This window comes from Xanthomonas sp. NCPPB 3442, assembly GCF_056725145.1.
Genome location: NZ_CM161514.1, coordinates 4,336,778 through 4,353,025, shown reverse-complemented (window position 1 = coordinate 4,353,025; position 16,248 = coordinate 4,336,778). Strand labels below are relative to the sequence as shown.

At 65.7% G+C, this 16,248-nt stretch carries 7 protein-coding genes; 4 read left to right on the top strand and 3 right to left on the bottom strand.

All coding sequences use genetic code 11. The features are described from left to right. Positions 1-381 precede the first annotated feature (381 nt). Complete coding sequence (locus AC1POX_RS18850; protein WP_218211139.1) at positions 382-3,261, bottom strand: M16 family metallopeptidase; 2,880 nt, start codon at positions 3,259-3,261, stop codon at positions 382-384. A 35-nt stretch (positions 3,262-3,296) separates the two neighbouring features. Between AC1POX_RS18850 and AC1POX_RS18845 the strand changes: the two genes are divergently transcribed. Beyond that, positions 3,297-6,089, top strand: a complete 2,793-nt coding sequence (locus tag AC1POX_RS18845; protein ID WP_372356475.1) for a PAS domain S-box protein — start codon at positions 3,297-3,299, stop codon at positions 6,087-6,089. 578 nt (positions 6,090-6,667) lie between these two features. Here the strand turns inward: AC1POX_RS18845 and AC1POX_RS18840 are convergent. Then, the gene (locus AC1POX_RS18840; RefSeq protein WP_029818585.1) at positions 6,668-8,854 is read right to left on the bottom strand and encodes a methyl-accepting chemotaxis protein; all 2,187 of its coding nucleotides are present in this window, start codon (positions 8,852-8,854) and stop codon (positions 6,668-6,670) included. A 266-nt stretch (positions 8,855-9,120) separates the two neighbouring features. Then, the gene (locus AC1POX_RS18835; RefSeq protein ID WP_039416984.1) at positions 9,121-10,551 is read right to left on the bottom strand and encodes a cellulase family glycosylhydrolase; all 1,431 of its coding nucleotides are present in this window, start codon (positions 10,549-10,551) and stop codon (positions 9,121-9,123) included. Positions 10,552-10,763: 212 nt separating this feature from the next. Between AC1POX_RS18835 and AC1POX_RS18830 the strand changes: the two genes are divergently transcribed. The 3 genes from AC1POX_RS18830 (at position 10,764) to AC1POX_RS18820 (ending at position 15,286) form a co-directional block, all read left to right on the top strand. Then, positions 10,764-12,251 (top strand): SulP family inorganic anion transporter, encoded by a 1,488-nt coding sequence (locus AC1POX_RS18830; protein WP_372356474.1) that lies wholly within the window; start codon positions 10,764-10,766, stop codon positions 12,249-12,251. A gap of 237 nt (positions 12,252-12,488) precedes the next feature. Then, positions 12,489-13,469, top strand: coding sequence for a GGDEF domain-containing protein (locus tag AC1POX_RS18825; protein WP_011346297.1), 981 nt, complete (start codon positions 12,489-12,491; stop codon positions 13,467-13,469). A gap of 167 nt (positions 13,470-13,636) precedes the next feature. Continuing rightward, positions 13,637-15,286, top strand: a complete 1,650-nt coding sequence (locus AC1POX_RS18820; RefSeq protein WP_136733533.1) for a M28 family metallopeptidase — start codon at positions 13,637-13,639, stop codon at positions 15,284-15,286. Positions 15,287-16,248: the final 962 nt, after the last annotated feature.

The following is a 16,248-nucleotide window of genomic DNA, read 5'->3' as shown; positions in this document are numbered from 1 at the left end:
CAGGCAAGGTGTTCGACACGTGCTGGGTGTACCGCCCGCTCTGGCGAGGTTTCGCCCGGGCCGTCTGCAGCAAGATTGCACAGCGGCAGACGGGCCCACCCGGCAGTGGCGAGCCAATGCGATCGCTGCTTCAACAGCACAGCGCATGACAGGCACTCTGCCGTATCCCTGCTGCTGTCGAGCACGCCTGCAGGCCGCGATCACAGGGCAGCAGTGCATGTGCCCCTGGTGCTGTCGCGCCACAACCACGCGGGAACACTCGCGGTGGCGACGCTCGTTCGGGCAACGACTGACGCGGCAGACAACCACACGCTGCATCACCATACCCCGCCGGCACCGGCCACGCTGCATGCAGCAGCGCAGCCGGTGTCGCAGGTGCGATCAGCGCTTGACCGGCTTGCCGTCCACGTCCAGCACCTGCACTTGGCCCAGCTTGAGTGCACGCACCGGGGCTTCGATCTTCTTCAGGTCGCCGACGATCACCCAGGTCATCGCCTCCGGCTTGATGATTTCCTTGATGGCCTTTTGCGCGGCCGGCTGGTCGATCGCTTCCAGGCGCGCCTTGAGCGTCTGCACGTAGTCGTCGGGGCGGTCGAACTGCACGATGCCCTCGATCGCCCCGAGCACCGCGCCGGTGGTTTCGAAGCTGCCGGGCAGGGCGCGGATGCGCTGGTTCTTGATCTTCTCGATTTCCTCGCTGGTCAGCGGCTTGTCGCCGATGATGGCGGTGGCTTCCTTGAAGATCTCGTTGGCCGATTCGGCGGTCTTGTCGGTCTGCACCGGTGCCGAGAACAGATAGGGCCGTTGGCCCTGCGCGTCCATCATGCGGGTGCCGGCGCCATAGGCCCAGCGCTTGTTCTCGCGCAGGTTCATGTTCAGGCGCGAGGTGAAGGTACCGCCGAAGGCGCCGTTGGCCACGCCAATCGCCAGGTTGTCCGGCGCCTTGGTGGACGGAGCCAGCAAGCCGGCCAGAATCACCGATTGCGGTGCGTCCGGGCGGTTGATCAGGTACACGCGCGGCTTGGGCTGCGCGGCGACGTTGGCCAGGTTCTTCTTCGGCAATGCCGTGGTCGGGGCCTTCCAGTCGCCGAAGGCGGCATCGAGCTGGGGAATGATCTGCGCCAGCGTGGTATCGCCGGCCACCAGGATGCGCAGGTTGTCCGGGCGCAGCCACTGGCTGTGGAAATTCTGCAGATCCTGCGCTTTGAGGCTCTTGATCGCCGCCTCGGTGCCACTGCCGGTGAGCGGGATGCCGTACGGGTGCTGGTTGCCGAACAGCAACGGCGGCAACGCACGCAGCGCCAGGCTGTTGGGCTGGGTTTTTTCCTGGGCAATGCCGGACAGCCACTGGCCGCGGACGCGTTCGATGTCGGCGGCCTTGAATGCCGGGTTGCGCACGATGTCGGAGAACAGCTGCAGCGAGGGCTGCAGCTGGTCGTTGAGCGCATCCAGCGAAGCGCTGCAGCTGTCCAGATCGCAGCCGACCGCCGTGATCGCGCCCAGGCGCTGGCGGCGCTGCGCCACTTCCACCGAATCCAGCGCGGTGGTGCTCTCGTTCATCAGCGCGGCACTGAAGCTGGCGGTGCCGAGCTTGTGGCCCTGGTCGGCGGCGTAGCCGGCGTCGAACAGCAACTCCACCTGGGTGACCGGGATGGTGTGGCGTTCGGCCAGGATCACCTCGATGCCGTTCTTCAACTTGCCGCGCTGCAGCTTCGGAAAGCTCAGGTCCGGGAATCGATCGGTCTGCGGCACGCCCTTGCTGCGGTCCAGCGTGGAGGCGGTGACCTTGAACGTGCCCGCGGCCGGCAGCTTGGGCGCCGGCTTGCCGGGTTCTTCGCCACGTGCCACCACCGCCTTGTCTTCGGCGGCCGGGTCGAAGTCCTTGCCGGCCGGCAGCACGGTCAGCAGGTAATCGCCCTTGCCGAACCAGGTGGCCGAGGCCTGCTTGACGCTGTCGGCGGTGGCGGCCTGGGCGCGCTGCAGATCTTTCTTGTAGGCGCCGGGGTCGCCGCGATAGACCTGGCCCTCGGCCAGGATCACCGCCTTGCCGGTGAAGCCGCCGACCTTTTCCAGCCCGCGCACGAAGCCGGCGCGGTAGGCCACCTGCGCGCGCTGCAGTTCGTCGGCGGTGGGGCCCTGGGCGATGAACTTCTTGAGTTCTTCGTCGATGATCGCCTCGACCTTGGCCGGGTCCACGCCGTCCTTCACGTCGGCCTGGATCTGTACCTGGCTGGACAGCGCGAACGGCTGCACCGAGGCCGAGACGTCGTCCACCAGGTTGTCCTGATAGACCAGGCGCTGATACAGCCGCGAGGTCTTGCCGCCGCCGAGCACGGTGGTGGCCAGATCCAGATGGATGAGGTCGTCGGTGCCCAGTTGCGGTGCGGCCCAGGTGCGGTAGATGCGCGGCTGCGAGACATGGTCGTGCTGCACGCCGCGCTTCTGCGCCGCCAGCGGGGTCACCCACGGCTGCTGGCGCGCCACCGGCTTGCCGGACGGGATATCGCCGAAGTACTGCAAGGCCTTGGCGCGCGCCTGCGCCACGGTGATGTCGCCGGCCAGTACCAGGGTGGTGTTGGCGGCGCCGTAGTTGTCGTTGAACCACTGTTTGACATCGGCCAGCGAGGCCGCGTCCAGGTCTTCCATCGAGCCGATGGTGTCGTGCTGGTAGGGGTGGTTGGCCGGGAACAGGTTGGACAGGATGTTCTGGTCCACGCGGCCATACGGGCGGTTCTCGCCCTGGCGCTTTTCGTTCTGCACCACGCCGCGCTGGGTATCGAGTTCCTGCTGGCCGATCGCACCGAGCAGGTGGCCCATGCGGTCTGATTCCAGCCAAAGTGCGGTATCCAGCGCGGTGGTCGGCACGGTCTCGAAATAGTTGGTGCGGTCGAACCAGGTGGTGCCGTTCATGTCGGTGGTGCCGACCTTTTCCAGCGGCGCGAAGAAGCTGCCCTTGTTGTTTTCCGAGCCGGAGAACATCAGGTGCTCGAACAGGTGGGCAAAGCCGGTCTTGCCGGCCGGCTCGTCGCCGGAGCCGATGTGGTACCAGATGCTCACCGCCACCACCGGCGCCTTGTGGTCTTCGTGCACCACCACGGTCAGGCCGTTGGGCAGGGTGAAGCGGGTATAGGCGATATCGGGAATGGCGCTGCTGGCCGCGCTCTTGGACAGGCTGGCCGGGGCGGCAGCAACGGCGGGGGCAACGGAACCGGCAGCGACGCCAAGCACACCGGCGATCAACAGGGACAGCGGACGCAGCATGTGACACTCCAGGACAGGGCAATCGGCCGAGGGTAGTGGCTGCTTGGCGGCGGGGCAAATGCGGATCGGCAGGGGCCGGCCTGGCGGCTCACCGCGTTCGGTGCCGGGCAGGAGCCGGGCGCCGGCGCGTCGCTCGCGCGGCGCATTGCCACGGCACGACGGCCAGGCGAGCGCCAGCGCCACGACTCAAGTTGCTCGTCGCCTCGCCGTTACCTGGGGCGACCTATCCTGACCAGACGCCGCCTGCCGATCACGCCATGACCGTCCTGTTGCCGCCCGTGCCGATGCCCGTCGATGACGCCCTGCGCGTGGAGGCGGTGCGCCGGCTGGGCGTGCTGGATACCGAGGCCGAGGCCGAATTCGACGATATCGCCTGGCTGGCTGCGCACGTCAGCGGCGCCACGATGGCGCTGGTGTCGCTGCTGGATGCCGACCGCCAGTGGTTCAAGGCGCGTTGCGGCACCGATCTGGAAGGCACCCCGCGCAGCGCCTCGTTTTGCGCCCACGCGATCATGGGCACCGAGTTGATGGAAGTGCCCGATGCCGAAGCCGACCCGCGCTTCGTCAACAACCCACTGGTGATCGCTGCCCCCGGCGTGCGCTCGTATGTCGGGGTGCCGTTGATCGGGCGCGAAGGCTACGCCTACGGCACCTTGTGCACGCTCAGCACCCAGCCGCGCATGCTCGAGGACAGCCAGAAGCAGGCCCTGGTCCGTCTCGCCCGCCAGGCCGCCAAACAGCTGGAAGCGCGGCGCGACCGGCTGGACGCGCAGGCGCAGCGGCAGACCTTGAGCATGTTGCTGGAAGCCATGCCCGACGGCGTGGTGGCGTGCGGCACCGACGGCTTGCTGCGCGAGTTCAATCACGCCGCCCGGCAATGGCATGGCACCGATCCGCGCCTGCTGCCACCTGAACAATGGGCGCTGCATTTCGATCTGTACACCGCCGATGGCAACAGCCTGCTGCCCACCGAGGAAATCCCGCTGCTGCGTGCCTGGCGTGGCAAACACGTGCGCAATGCCGAACTGGTCATTCGCGCCACCAACCAGCCGCCGCGCAGCGTGCTCTGCAATGCGGACCCGGTGGTCGGCGACAAGGGCACGGCGTTGGGCGCGGTGTGCGTGATGCACGACATCACCCAGCTCAAGGATGCCTCGGCCGCACTGGCCGGCGAACGCGCGCGCCTGCAGGCTCTGGTGGACGCCTCGCAGGACGTGGCCATCATGGCATTCGACGTGCAGGGCCGTCTGGAACTCTTCAATCCCGGCGCCGAGCGCCTGCTCGGTTACCGTGCCGAGGAGGTGCTGGGCACCTGCCCGGCGCAGTTCCATCTGCCGGCCGAACTGGAGCGGCACATGGCGACGCTGGCGTTGTCGCCCCCTTCGTACCTGAAACTGGCTGCGGCCGCGGCTGGCGATGTGCTGGCCGAAGAACTCTGGACGCTGGTACGCAAGGACGGCGATCTGCGTCGCGTGCGCCTGTGTTTCAACGTGATCCACGATGCGCAGCAGGGCCTGGCCGGGTATCTGGCGATGGCCATCGACGTCACTGCCGAATTGCAGGCGCAAGCGGCCGCGCAGCTGGCCGCCGAACGGTTCACCGGCGCATTCGAAACCGCGCCACAAGGCATGGCCATCGTGTCGCTGGAAGGTGAGTGGCGCGACGTCAATCCGGCGCTGTGCGGCATCCTGGGCTATTCGCGCGAGCAATTGCTGCGCACCACCTTCCAGCAGATCACCCATCCCGACGATCTGCAGATGGACCTGCAATTGGTCCAGGACCTGATCGACGGAAAACGCGACAGCTACAGCCTGGCCAAGCGCTACATCAGCCAGCACGGTGCGGTGATCTGGGCGCAGCTGTCGGTGTCGCTGGTGCGCGATAGCAGCGGTGCGCCGGTGCATTTCGTTTCGCAGATCCAGGACGTGACCGAGCGCCACGTGGCCGCCGAGCGGCTGGCCGAAAGCGAAGCGCGCCTGCGCGCGATCAGCGACGCCACGCCCACCCTGGTGGCCCAGTTCGATGCCGGGCAGCGCTACCTGTTCGCCAATGAAGCGCATCGCCACTGGCTCGGCGTGGAGCCTGCCAGCCTGGTCGGTCGCCACATTACCCAGGTACTGGGCGAAGACCTCAGCACCGCCGCGCGCGCTGCGCTGGCACAGGTGGTAGCCGGGCAGCGCGCCAGTTTCGAACATGTCCTGGGCGGCAGCACGCCGCGCGATGTGGAAGTCACCCTGGTGCCCGAAACGCAGACTGCCACGCCCACGCAGGGCTTTTTCCTGATGGCGCACGATGTCACTGCGCACAAGACCCTGCACCGCCTGATGCACGAGCGCGCCACCCGCGATGCCTTGACTGGCCTGCCGAACCGGCACGCGTGGTCCGAAGCGCTGCAGGTGGCGGTTGCGCAGGCGCAACAGCAGCAACGCGCGGTGGCCGTGATGTTCCTGGACCTGGACGGCTTCAAACGCATCAACGATGTCCACGGACACCGTGCCGGCGATGCGGTGCTGGTGGCGTTCGGCAGCTGCCTGCAACGCGCGGCAGGCGAGCGCTATCTGGTGGCGCGTCTGGCCGGCGACGAATTCGTCGTGTTGCTGGACGGGTTGGAAGATGCGCAGGCCGAATGCGCCGCGGTGGCAGAGCGTATCCGCACGCTTGCCGCGGAAGGCGCCACGTTTGGCGATGAGCATCTGCCGATCCAGCCCAGCATCGGTGTGGCCTGGCAACACGGCGCACAGGCCGAGGCGTCCAGTTTGATGCATGCCGCTGACGAGGCGATGTATGCAGCCAAGCGCGCGCGGCAGCCAGATGGGCAAGCGCCTTGATCTTAGGCGTGGTGTGGGTGCGGGGCAGCTCATGCGCACTGCCGGAAACTGCGTACTTCTGCTGTTAGGTTCAAACGCAAACCGCAAACCGCAAACCGCGAATAGTCAGTGCCTGACTGCGTGACGGTGGGCATCGGATCGGCGCGGCAGCCAACGGTTGCCGGCGGCGTCAAGCGAGTGGGACGACGCAGAGCACACCGATGGCACACGCCAACGGGCTATCGCGTGGGACAGCCTCGCCGGGAAGACGCCGCGCCCGCGTCGCAAAAAGGCAACGATACGCGTCCGTGCCTGGGGAACGCTCGATAGAGCGCGTCGAGACCGACCCCGGCACGTTGCGCGCCGCGGTTGATGCTCAGGTGCCCGGTCAGTCGCTTTACAGCACCCCACCATCGCTTCGCGCAGGCTGGCGTGGTGGGGTCGGCCCACGATTGCGGCGAACCCTGATGCGGACGCATGGCAGATGGCGGGCTTATTGTGCCGATCCCAAACCATCAGTCGCCGTGATTGCTGCACATGCCACCGACATCGCCTGCCGCACAGGCGCGAGCGCTCGTGTGCGTGGCAGGCGATATCGCTCACGCACGTCGCCTGTGCTCGTGCACAGCGTGCTTGGCGGCCGCCGGCTTCGTAGCGGCAAGCGCGTTCGTTGCGCCACGTACCGGCGGTGTTCCGGCATCCGATGTCAGCCGGAACACCGCCACGGCGCGGGTCAGGTCTGCTGCCTGGTCTTCCATGCTGCGCGCGGCCGCGGTGGCTTCTTCCACCAGTGCGGCGTTTTGCTGGGTCATTTCGTCCAGCTGCATCACCGTGGTGCTGACCTGTTCGATGCCGGCGCTTTGTTCGGTGCTGGCCGCGGTGATCTCGGCCATGATGTCGGTCACGCGCTTCACCGAGCTGACCACCTCGGTCATGGTGCTGCCGGCCTGTTGCACCAGCTCCGAACCCTGCGCCACTTTTTCCACCGAATCGGAAATCAGCTGCTTGATTTCCTTGGCAGCACCGGCCGAGCGCTGCGCCAGGGCGCGCACTTCGGTGGCGACCACGGCAAAGCCACGGCCTTGCTCGCCTGCGCGCGCTGCTTCCACGGCCGCATTCAGCGCCAGGATGTTGGTCTGGAAGGCGATGCCGTCGATCACCCCGATGATGTCGGAAATACGCGCCGACGATTGCGTGATCGCCTGCATGGTGCTCACCACTTCCTGCACCACGCGGCCGCCGCTCTCGGCGACATCGCCGGTGCCCTTGACCAGTTGGTTGGCCTGGCGCGCGTTGTCGGCGTTCTGGCGCACGGTGGAGGTGAGTTCTTCCATCGAAGCGGCGGTTTCTTCCAGGTTCGCTGCCTGATGCTCGGTGCGCGTGGACAGGTCGGCATTGCCGCTGGCGATCTCGCCTGCCGCGGTATTGATCATCTCGGCCGAGTGCTGGATGCCCTGCACGATGCTGGTCAATTGGATGGCGGTGCGGTTGGCTGCATCGGCCAGGCGACCGAACGCGCCTTCGTAATGCGACTCCACGCGCTGCGACAGGTCGCCGTCGGCGATCGCGGCCATGATGCGGCCCACATCGTCCAACCCGGCGTCGGCCTGCTGCATCAGCCGGTTCAGCGCCTGCACCATTTCCGCAAACGCGAACTGGTAATGCGATTGGTCGCCACGTGCGGAGAAATCGCCGCGCGCAGCTGCATCGGCCAGGCGCGCGATGTCGCTGTTGATTGCAGACAGATTCTCTTTCACCGTATCCAGCGCCTGATGCAAGGCTGCGCGCTGGCCGGGCAGGCGACGCATGTCGCGGCGCAGATCGCCACGGCCGTAGTCGCTCATCACGTCCATCGCTTCGTTGATGGCATCTAGATGTTCGAATACCACCGTGTTGACGCCGTGCGCCAGCGTGCCGTAATCGCCGGGGAAATCTTCCGGAATGCGGTGCGCGATGTTCTCGCCCTGCTGCAGGCGGATCATGGTCTGCATCTCGCCGTTGAAGCGCTGCAGCTGGGTCTGCATCTGCTGCATGCTGTGCATCAGCTGGCCGGTTTCATCGCGCGATTCCACGCGGATGTCGTTGTCGAAGCGGCCCGAGGCGATGGCTTCGGCAGTGCGCGAGGCAGCGCGCAGCGGCGCGGCCATGGCCGAGGCGATCAGCCAGCACAGCCCGATCACCAGCGCCACCAGGGCGCCGCCGATCAAGGTCAGGGTGCGCGTGAAACCCCACGCCTGCACTTGGATGTCTTCGGCATACACGCCCATCACCAGCACCCAGTTCCAGGCCGGAAAGGTCTTGGCATAGCTGATCTTCGGTAGCTGTTCCTTCTTGCCCGGCTTGGGCGCGTCGTAATAGCTGAAGCCGTCGCCGCTATCGATGGCGGTCTTGATGTCGCGATACACGTATTGCCCGGCATCGCTCTTGTAGTCGGTCATGTCGGTGCCGACCGGGCGCTTGGGATGCATCAGGATGCGCATCTGCGGGTCGACGATGAAGAAGTAATCCACCCCGTCGTTGGTGCGCATGTCGGCCAGCGTGGTGCGCGCGGCTTCCTTGGCTTGCTCCAGGCTCAGCTCGCCGGCTTTGACCTTGTCGGCATAGTGCTGCATCACCGTCAGGCCCATCTCCACCTCGGTCTTGACGCTGAGCTTGCGCGCCTCCACCAGATCCAGATATTGCAGGCGCGCGGCGGCCATCGCCAGCAGGATCACGCCCACGGTCAATAGCGTGCACAACAGGACGAACTTTCGGGTGAGCGGGAGATTGGCAACAGAACGACGCAAGAGGGAAACAACAGGCATGACAACGACATCCAGAACGCGCGCACGGCGCTACATCATGGATAGCGGCTGATTCACATGCAGGTTGAATACTAACTGCGGCAGCGTCCGCTCAGGCGATGCAACAACGTGCCAATGCAATGTAGGAGCGCACCGGCCGCGACAAGACGTATCGGTAACGTTCCTCGCGCCCGCGCGCTGCTACGGAAGCATCAGCATTGGTCCATCGATGCAACGGCGGACACGCACTGCGTGTCCGCCGCATTGCATCAACCTGCAGCGCAGAAGCCGAACTCGGCAGTGGCGCCGGGCGCCAGCGTGCGGTTGAAGTCCACGCCGCTGGCCTGGAGTGTGGTGCCGCTCTGTGACCAGGTAACGTTCCAGGCGTTGTTGACGGTGCCGGTGACTGTCAGCGAGATCGACCAGTTGCCGCTGGCGGTGCCGGTATTGGTGACCTGCACGCGGTTGCAGTAGCCTCCGTTCCACCTACTGTCCGGGATCACCTTGGTACTGAAGCCCGCGCTTGGCGTCGGGGTTGGCGTCGGTGTCGGCGTGGGGGTCGGCGTTGGCGTCGGTGTGCTGTTGCTTACCGTTCCCCACAGCGTCCGCAACAAGGTCATCTTGTCTTCGCGCACGCTGATCCAGTCGTCGCGCAGGATGCCGCCGGTATCGCCGCTATTGGGGTTCCACGACCAATAGAACCCTTCGTTGATGCCCTTGCCACGCAGGTACTTCACCAGCGCGTCCTGCCAGACTTTGTCGCGCGCATCGCCTTCGCCGTACTTGCCGCCGAATTCGCCCAGCAGCAGTGCGTGATTGCCGGCAAACTGGCCGAAATGGCGGTCCCAGATCGCAGGCATGTTGTTGGGGAAGTTGCTGTCGTTGAAGTACGACTGCACGAACACGTCCGGGCCGTACACATGCGGTGCCAGCAACAGTCGGTTGGCCGGAATGTTCAATGGGGTGCAGGCCAGCGGCTGCAGGCTGCCACCCCAGAAGATGCCGCCATTGGTCGAACACACCGGGTTGTCGGTGATGCCTTCCACCGCAATGATCCACTTCGGCGCCACCGCAAGCACGGCGGCAGAACCGCGCTCGGCGGCCTTGTTCCAGTCGGTGGCGGCGTTGCCCGTGCCCCAGGTCGCGGCGCCGTGCGGCTCGTTCTTCAGATCCACGCCGATCACCCTCGGCACGTTCTTGTAGCGGTTGGCGACAAAGCGCAGATCGTCCAGCCATTGCGCTTCGGAATATGAACTGGTGTACCACAGCTCGGAAATCGCCGCGCAATCGGGCGTGTGGTGATCCAGCAGCACATACATGCCGCGTGCGTTGAATTCGTTGATCACCTTGTCGAGGATCTGCAGCGAGGTCAGGCCCTGCAGATCGGCGTTGCGGCTGTAGTCGATGCTGCTGGGCATCTGGCCGCTACGCAGCGTGGCCGGGCAAAACGGCAGGCGCACCGCGTTGAAGCCCAGGCCCTGCATCTGGTTGATCATCTCCTTCCAGTTGCGTGCCCACAGGCCATGCATGACATGGTTGCCGGTCTCGAAGCCGAACACGTTGACGCCCTTGAGCTGAACCACGTTGCCGTTGTCGTCGACGATCTTGTTGTTGCTGACCGAATAGCTGAAAGCCGGTGCGGCTGTGAGCGCTAACATCGTTGCCAATGCGAGCGTACTTGCAGTCCTGAAAATGGACATGATGGTCTCCTTGGATGACCGAACTCGACGGCCGAGTGCGGTGAGGGGGGCATCTTGGTCTTCGGCTGCGCCGTGTGGCGTGACCGCTGCCACAGAAGAGCGCAGTGGCGCACCGATCACACGCAAGCTGCGGGCGAGGTCGCTTTCCCGCACACTATCGCTGCTGCGTGCTGTCCGCAGGCTGTCCTTTTTGTCCCCCGGAGTGTCCCTCAATGTCCTTGTTGCGTGCCGAAATGGCGCAATGGCGCGCCTCCCCCGCGCGCGAACTCATGGCCGGTGCGGTCGCCACATTTGCGCTGATTCCCGAAGTGATTGCATTCGCGTTCGTCGCCGGGGTGGATCCGCAGGTGGGCCTGTTCGCATCCTTCGTGATCGGCATCGTGATCGCGTTTTGCGGGGGGCGGCCGGCAATGATTTCGGCTGCCGCCGGCTCGGTGGCGCTGGTGGCTGCACCGCTGGTGGCCGCGCACGGGTTGCCCTATCTGCTGGCCGCCGGCCTGCTCGCTGGCGTGGTGCAGATCCTGTTCGGGTTGTTGCGCCTGGGCGTGCTGATGCGCTTTGTCAGCAGTTCGGTGCGTACCGGTTTCGTCAACGCGCTGGCCGTGCTCATCTTCGCGGCGCAACTGCCGCATCTGATCGGGGCCAACCTGACCACCTGGGTCATGCTGGGCGCAGGCCTGGCCATCATCTACGGCCTGCCGCGTCTGCGCCTGCCGGGGCTGTCGGCGATTCCCTCGCCCCTGCTGTGCATCCTGCTGCTCAGCGTGGCCGGTACCGCGCTGCATCTGCCGCTCAAGACGGTGGCCGATCTGGGCAAGCTGCCCAACGCGCTGCCGTTCCTGCAATGGCCGGCGGTGCCGTTGACGCTGGAGACGCTGCGCATCATCGCGCTGCCGGCACTGGCCATTGCCATGGTGGGCCTGCTCGAGTCGATGATGACCGCGCGCGTGGTCGATGAACTCACCGACACGCCCAGCAACAAGAACCGCGAATGCACCGGCCTGGGCATCGCCAACGCGGCGGCCAGCCTGTTCGGCGGCATCGCCGGCTGCGGCATGATCGGGCAGACCGTGGGCAACGTGAAATACGGCGGCCGCGGCCGGCTGTCCACGTTGTTTGCCGGCGTGTTCCTGCTGATCCTGATGGTGCTGCTCAAGCCGTGGGTGTCGCAGGTGCCGGTGGTGGCGCTGGTGGCGATCATGGTGATGGTGTCGGCGGAGACCTTCGACTGGCGCTCGCTGCGCACCGTGGTGACCCACCCGCGCACCTCCAGCGTGGTGATGCTGGCCACCGTGGCGGTCACATTGTTCACGCACAACCTGGCGGCAGGTGTGGCGGTCGGCGTGCTGCTGAGCGGGGTGTTCTTCACCTTCAAGGTGGCCGGGCTGCTGCAGATCGCGCATCACGATGGCACGGACGGCGTGCGCACCTACAGCGTGCGCGGGCAGGTGTTCTTCGCCTCGGCCGATGTGTTCATCGACGCCTTCGACGCACGCGAGGTGCCCGGTCGCGCAGTGGTGATCGATGTCGGCCGCGCGCACTTCTGGGACATCACCGCGGTGGCGGCACTGGACAAGGTGGTGCAGCGTTTGCGTCATCACGGGCTGGACGTGCAGGTGAAAGGCCTGAATGCCGGCAGCCGCCGCCTGATGCAGCGGCATGCCTTGGGCGAAGACGCGCTGGAATCGGCACTGCCTTAGAGCGTGTTATTCACGTTGAGATGGAATGCGCCTGGCACGCCTGCAGCGCGTCATCCCGGGCCGTCCGTGCGCTGAGCGCGGCTGCGAGCGAATTCAAGTTCCGGTGGGCGGCGCCGATGATTCGGCATCCTCATTGCCGGTCGTCGCTGTGATGCCAGTGGGTTTCAGCCCGAGATGTGTACCTGCGTGCCAAGCCCGGCATGACGGGTTCGTGTCCGCCCGCCGGAGGGCGCAGCCGTGACCAACGCACCGTTGCTGGAGCGGATGGTGGACCTGACCGCCATCCGCGATGCGGACCTGCTCGATCTGAGCCTGTTGCGCACCGTGCGCGAAGTCTGCGCGGCCGAAGAACTTTCGCTGCTGCGCATCGCCCCGGACAGCAACAGCATCGCCGAAACGCGCCTTCGCGACGATGGCCGGCTGGCGCTGACGGTGGCGGAGATCCACGATGCGCGCACGCGCATCCAGCTGGCCGAGGTGCATGGGCCGGGCGATGTGGTGCAGCTGCACGAAGACGGCCGCGCCCTGCTGGTCTACCCGATGATGGAAGCGCGCGGCATCCGGACCTGCCTGCGGGTGGGCGGGACGCGCATTCCCGGCGTTGCCGAGCAAGCGATGCTGCAGGGCTTTGCGCGCTTCTTCCAGAACTACCGCAGCCTGCTCGACGATGCCCAGCGCGATGCGCTGACCGGCCTGCGCAACCGCAAGACCTTCGACGATGTGATCCTGCGGCTGTTTGCCGGTGGTGCCGACTCCGCCGCAGAGCAGGGCGTGTGGCTGGGCATCGTGGACATCGATCACTTCAAGCGCGTCAACGACACCTTCGGGCATCTGTATGGCGATGAGGTACTGCTGCTGGTCGCACAGCTGATGCAGCGTGCGTTTCGCCAGGACGACCTGCTGTTCCGCTTCGGCGGCGAAGAGTTCGTGATCGTGTTGCGCGGCGTGGACCGCGACACGGCCGTGAGTCTGTTCGAGCGATTCCGGCTGGCGGTGGCCGAGCACCTGTTCCCGCAGGTGGGGCAGGTCACGCTCAGCACCGGCATCGTCGAACTGACGCACGGTCGGCTGATCAGCGAAATGCTGGACGAAGCCGACAAAGCGCTGTACTGGGCCAAGCAGAACGGCCGCAATCGCGCGGCGGTCTATGCTGAGCTGATTGCCGGTGGGCAATTGCAGCAGGTTGCGCAACCAGTGGGCAGCATCGATCTGTTCTAGGCGCCAGCGCGGCGCTGAAACAGGCCAGAGCTCTTTGCCGTGGATGCAGACACGAAGCTTCTGCAGTATTCATCGCACCCGCATCGCATGCTTCGGCGCAGCCGCAGGTATCGGCCTGCACGCGATGCTGGCTACACTCCAGGGCTATCCATGATGCGGGGTGTGCAATGAAGCGAGTTGCCGTGGGACTTCTGGCAATGGCGGTCTCGACCGCACTGATGGCGGCCACGCCGAGTTTCGATGGCGCGCGCATCTCGCGCGACGTCAAGGAACTGGCCTCCGACGCCTATGAAGGCCGCGGCCCGGCCACTGCCGGCGAAGAAAAGACCATTGCTTATCTGAGCGAGCAGTTCGCCGAAGCCGGCCTGCAGCCGGGCGGCGACCTGGCCAACGGCAAGCGCGGCTGGACCCAGGCGGTGCCGTTGCGGCGCGCCGATATCGTCGGCACGCCGACCATTGCGGTGCAGAACGCGGGCAAGCCGCAAACGCTGACCCAAGGCAAGCAAATCGCCATCCGTGCCGCGCTGGATGGCTCATCCAAAGTGGAGATCGCCAACGCGCCGCTGGTGTTCGTCGGCTACGGCGTCAAGGCGCCCGAGCGCAACTGGGACGATTTCAAGGGTGTGGACCTGAAGGGCAAGATCGCGGTGGTGCTGATCAACGACCCGGATTTCGAAACCGGCAAGGGCGACTTCGACGGCACCGGCATGACCTACTACGGCCGCTGGACCTACAAGTACGAAGAAGGCGCGCGCCAGGGCGCACTCGGCGTGCTGGTGGTGCACGAAACCGCGCCTGCCTCGTATGGCTGGGACACGGTGGCCAGCTCCAACACCAACACCATGTTCGACGTGGTGCGCGACAACCCGCGCAGCGCGCATCCCACGCTGGAAGGCTGGATCCAGCGCGATCTGGCCACCGAGCTGTTCAAGCACGCCGGGCTGGATTTCGAGACCTTGAAGAAGCAGGCGCAGACGCGCGGGTTCAAGCCGGTCGAGCTCAAGGACCAACGTTTGAGCGCCAGCTACCAGGTCAAATCCGATGTGATCACCTCGCACAACGTGGTGGCGCGGCTGGAAGGCAGCAAACATCCGGACGAGACGCTGATCTACAGCGCGCACTGGGACCATATCGGCGTGGGCAAGCCGGATGCACGCGGCGACACCATCTTCAACGGGGCACTGGACAATGCCAGCGGCACCGCCGCGCTGCTGGAGCTGGCGCGTGGTTTCGCCCAGGGGCCAACGCCTGAGCGCTCGGTGGTCTTCCTGGCGGTCACCGCCGAAGAAAAGGGCCTGCTGGGCTCGGAGTTCTACGCCTCCAAGCCGCTGTACCCGCTGGACACCACGGTGGCGGTGATCAACATGGACGGCATGAATCCGTTCGTGCCCTCGCGCGACTTCGGCATCTACGGCACGGCAAAGCTCGAGCTGCTCGATCAACTGAAGAGCGTGGCCGCGCAATCCAAGCTGCGTTACACGCCCGATCCCAAGCCGCAGGCCGGGTATTTCTTCCGTTCCGATCATTTCTCGTTCGCCAAGCGCGGCGTGCCGGCGCTGTCGTATGCAGCCGGCCAGGATTGGGAAGTGGGCGGCGTGGTGGCAGGAAAGGCGGCCGCCGACGACTACACCGCCAAGCGCTATCACCAGCAAGGCGACGAATGGAAGCCGGATTGGACCTTCGCCGGCGCCGCCCGCGACCTGGGCGTGCTGTATGCATTGGGCCAGCAGCTGGCCGACTCGCGCCAGTGGCCGAACTGGAGCCAGGATTCGGAGTTCCGCGCTACCCGCGACGCCAGCGCGGCGGCACGCAAGTAAGGCGGCTCACAACGTCATTGCGTGAGGACCAGGGCGGCTGCCCTTGCGCGATGGCGCATGCGCCATATCGATATGCCGCGTTTGAATAAGCCTTGCCTGCCATGCGGTTTGTGCTTGCCGTTGTCGGTCAGCAAGCGGCGAACGTTCGGTGCAATGCCCTCCTGCTGGCGGCATGGATGCCGCATCGCGCCCCAGATGCATTCACGGCGTGTCCGGCGAGCGGCGAGGGCACTGCGCACGCGACACGCCGGGCCTGAGGATCGCCGAGCGCTCGCAGACGTCATTGATGCCTCGATCAAGCGGTTGCATCAGCAAACAAACCACGTGCGATGAGCCGCTTTCCCGGGCATCGCGCAACTGTCTGGTGCGGCGAGGACGCCGCATACTCGACCAATCAAGCTGTTGCCGCAGGCCTTGAGAACGTTCGACCACCGCAATGCCTGGAATTCCAGAGCGCCTTGAGCGATGCAGAGCGACCAACCAATCGCTTGTCCCAACCTCTGACCGCATCGGCACAACGCAACGCCAGCGCCCCGTCGCCGCAACCGATTGCACGCCATGGCACACCAATTGCACCTCTCCGGCAGGATGGCCCGGCCAGCGGTCCGTGACAGCGTCTGCGCTAGGCTGCAATCTGTTGGGGTTGCGTTCGGTCGGTGCGGCGTAGTCTGCCGCGCGGTCCTCGTGGGGGAGGGCGAAGACCGTACGCGGCGTTCGTTCCTTTAACGGTCGATTCTTTAGGATGAGCTGCGAGGTGAGATTGCAGCCAGGAGAACTTGTGCATCGGAGTGGTTTCAGAGCGTCTTGGTCGTACACCGTCGGGCTCGCCCGCTCGGCCGCGTGCCAGGCAACATCGCACTGCATGGCGGGGATGGACCTCCCGTGTCAGCCCGCACTGTCGTCCTCGCGCGACGGGCAGCCCTGATGGATGGCACCGTGACTCCTTCCCCGACAACGACTGC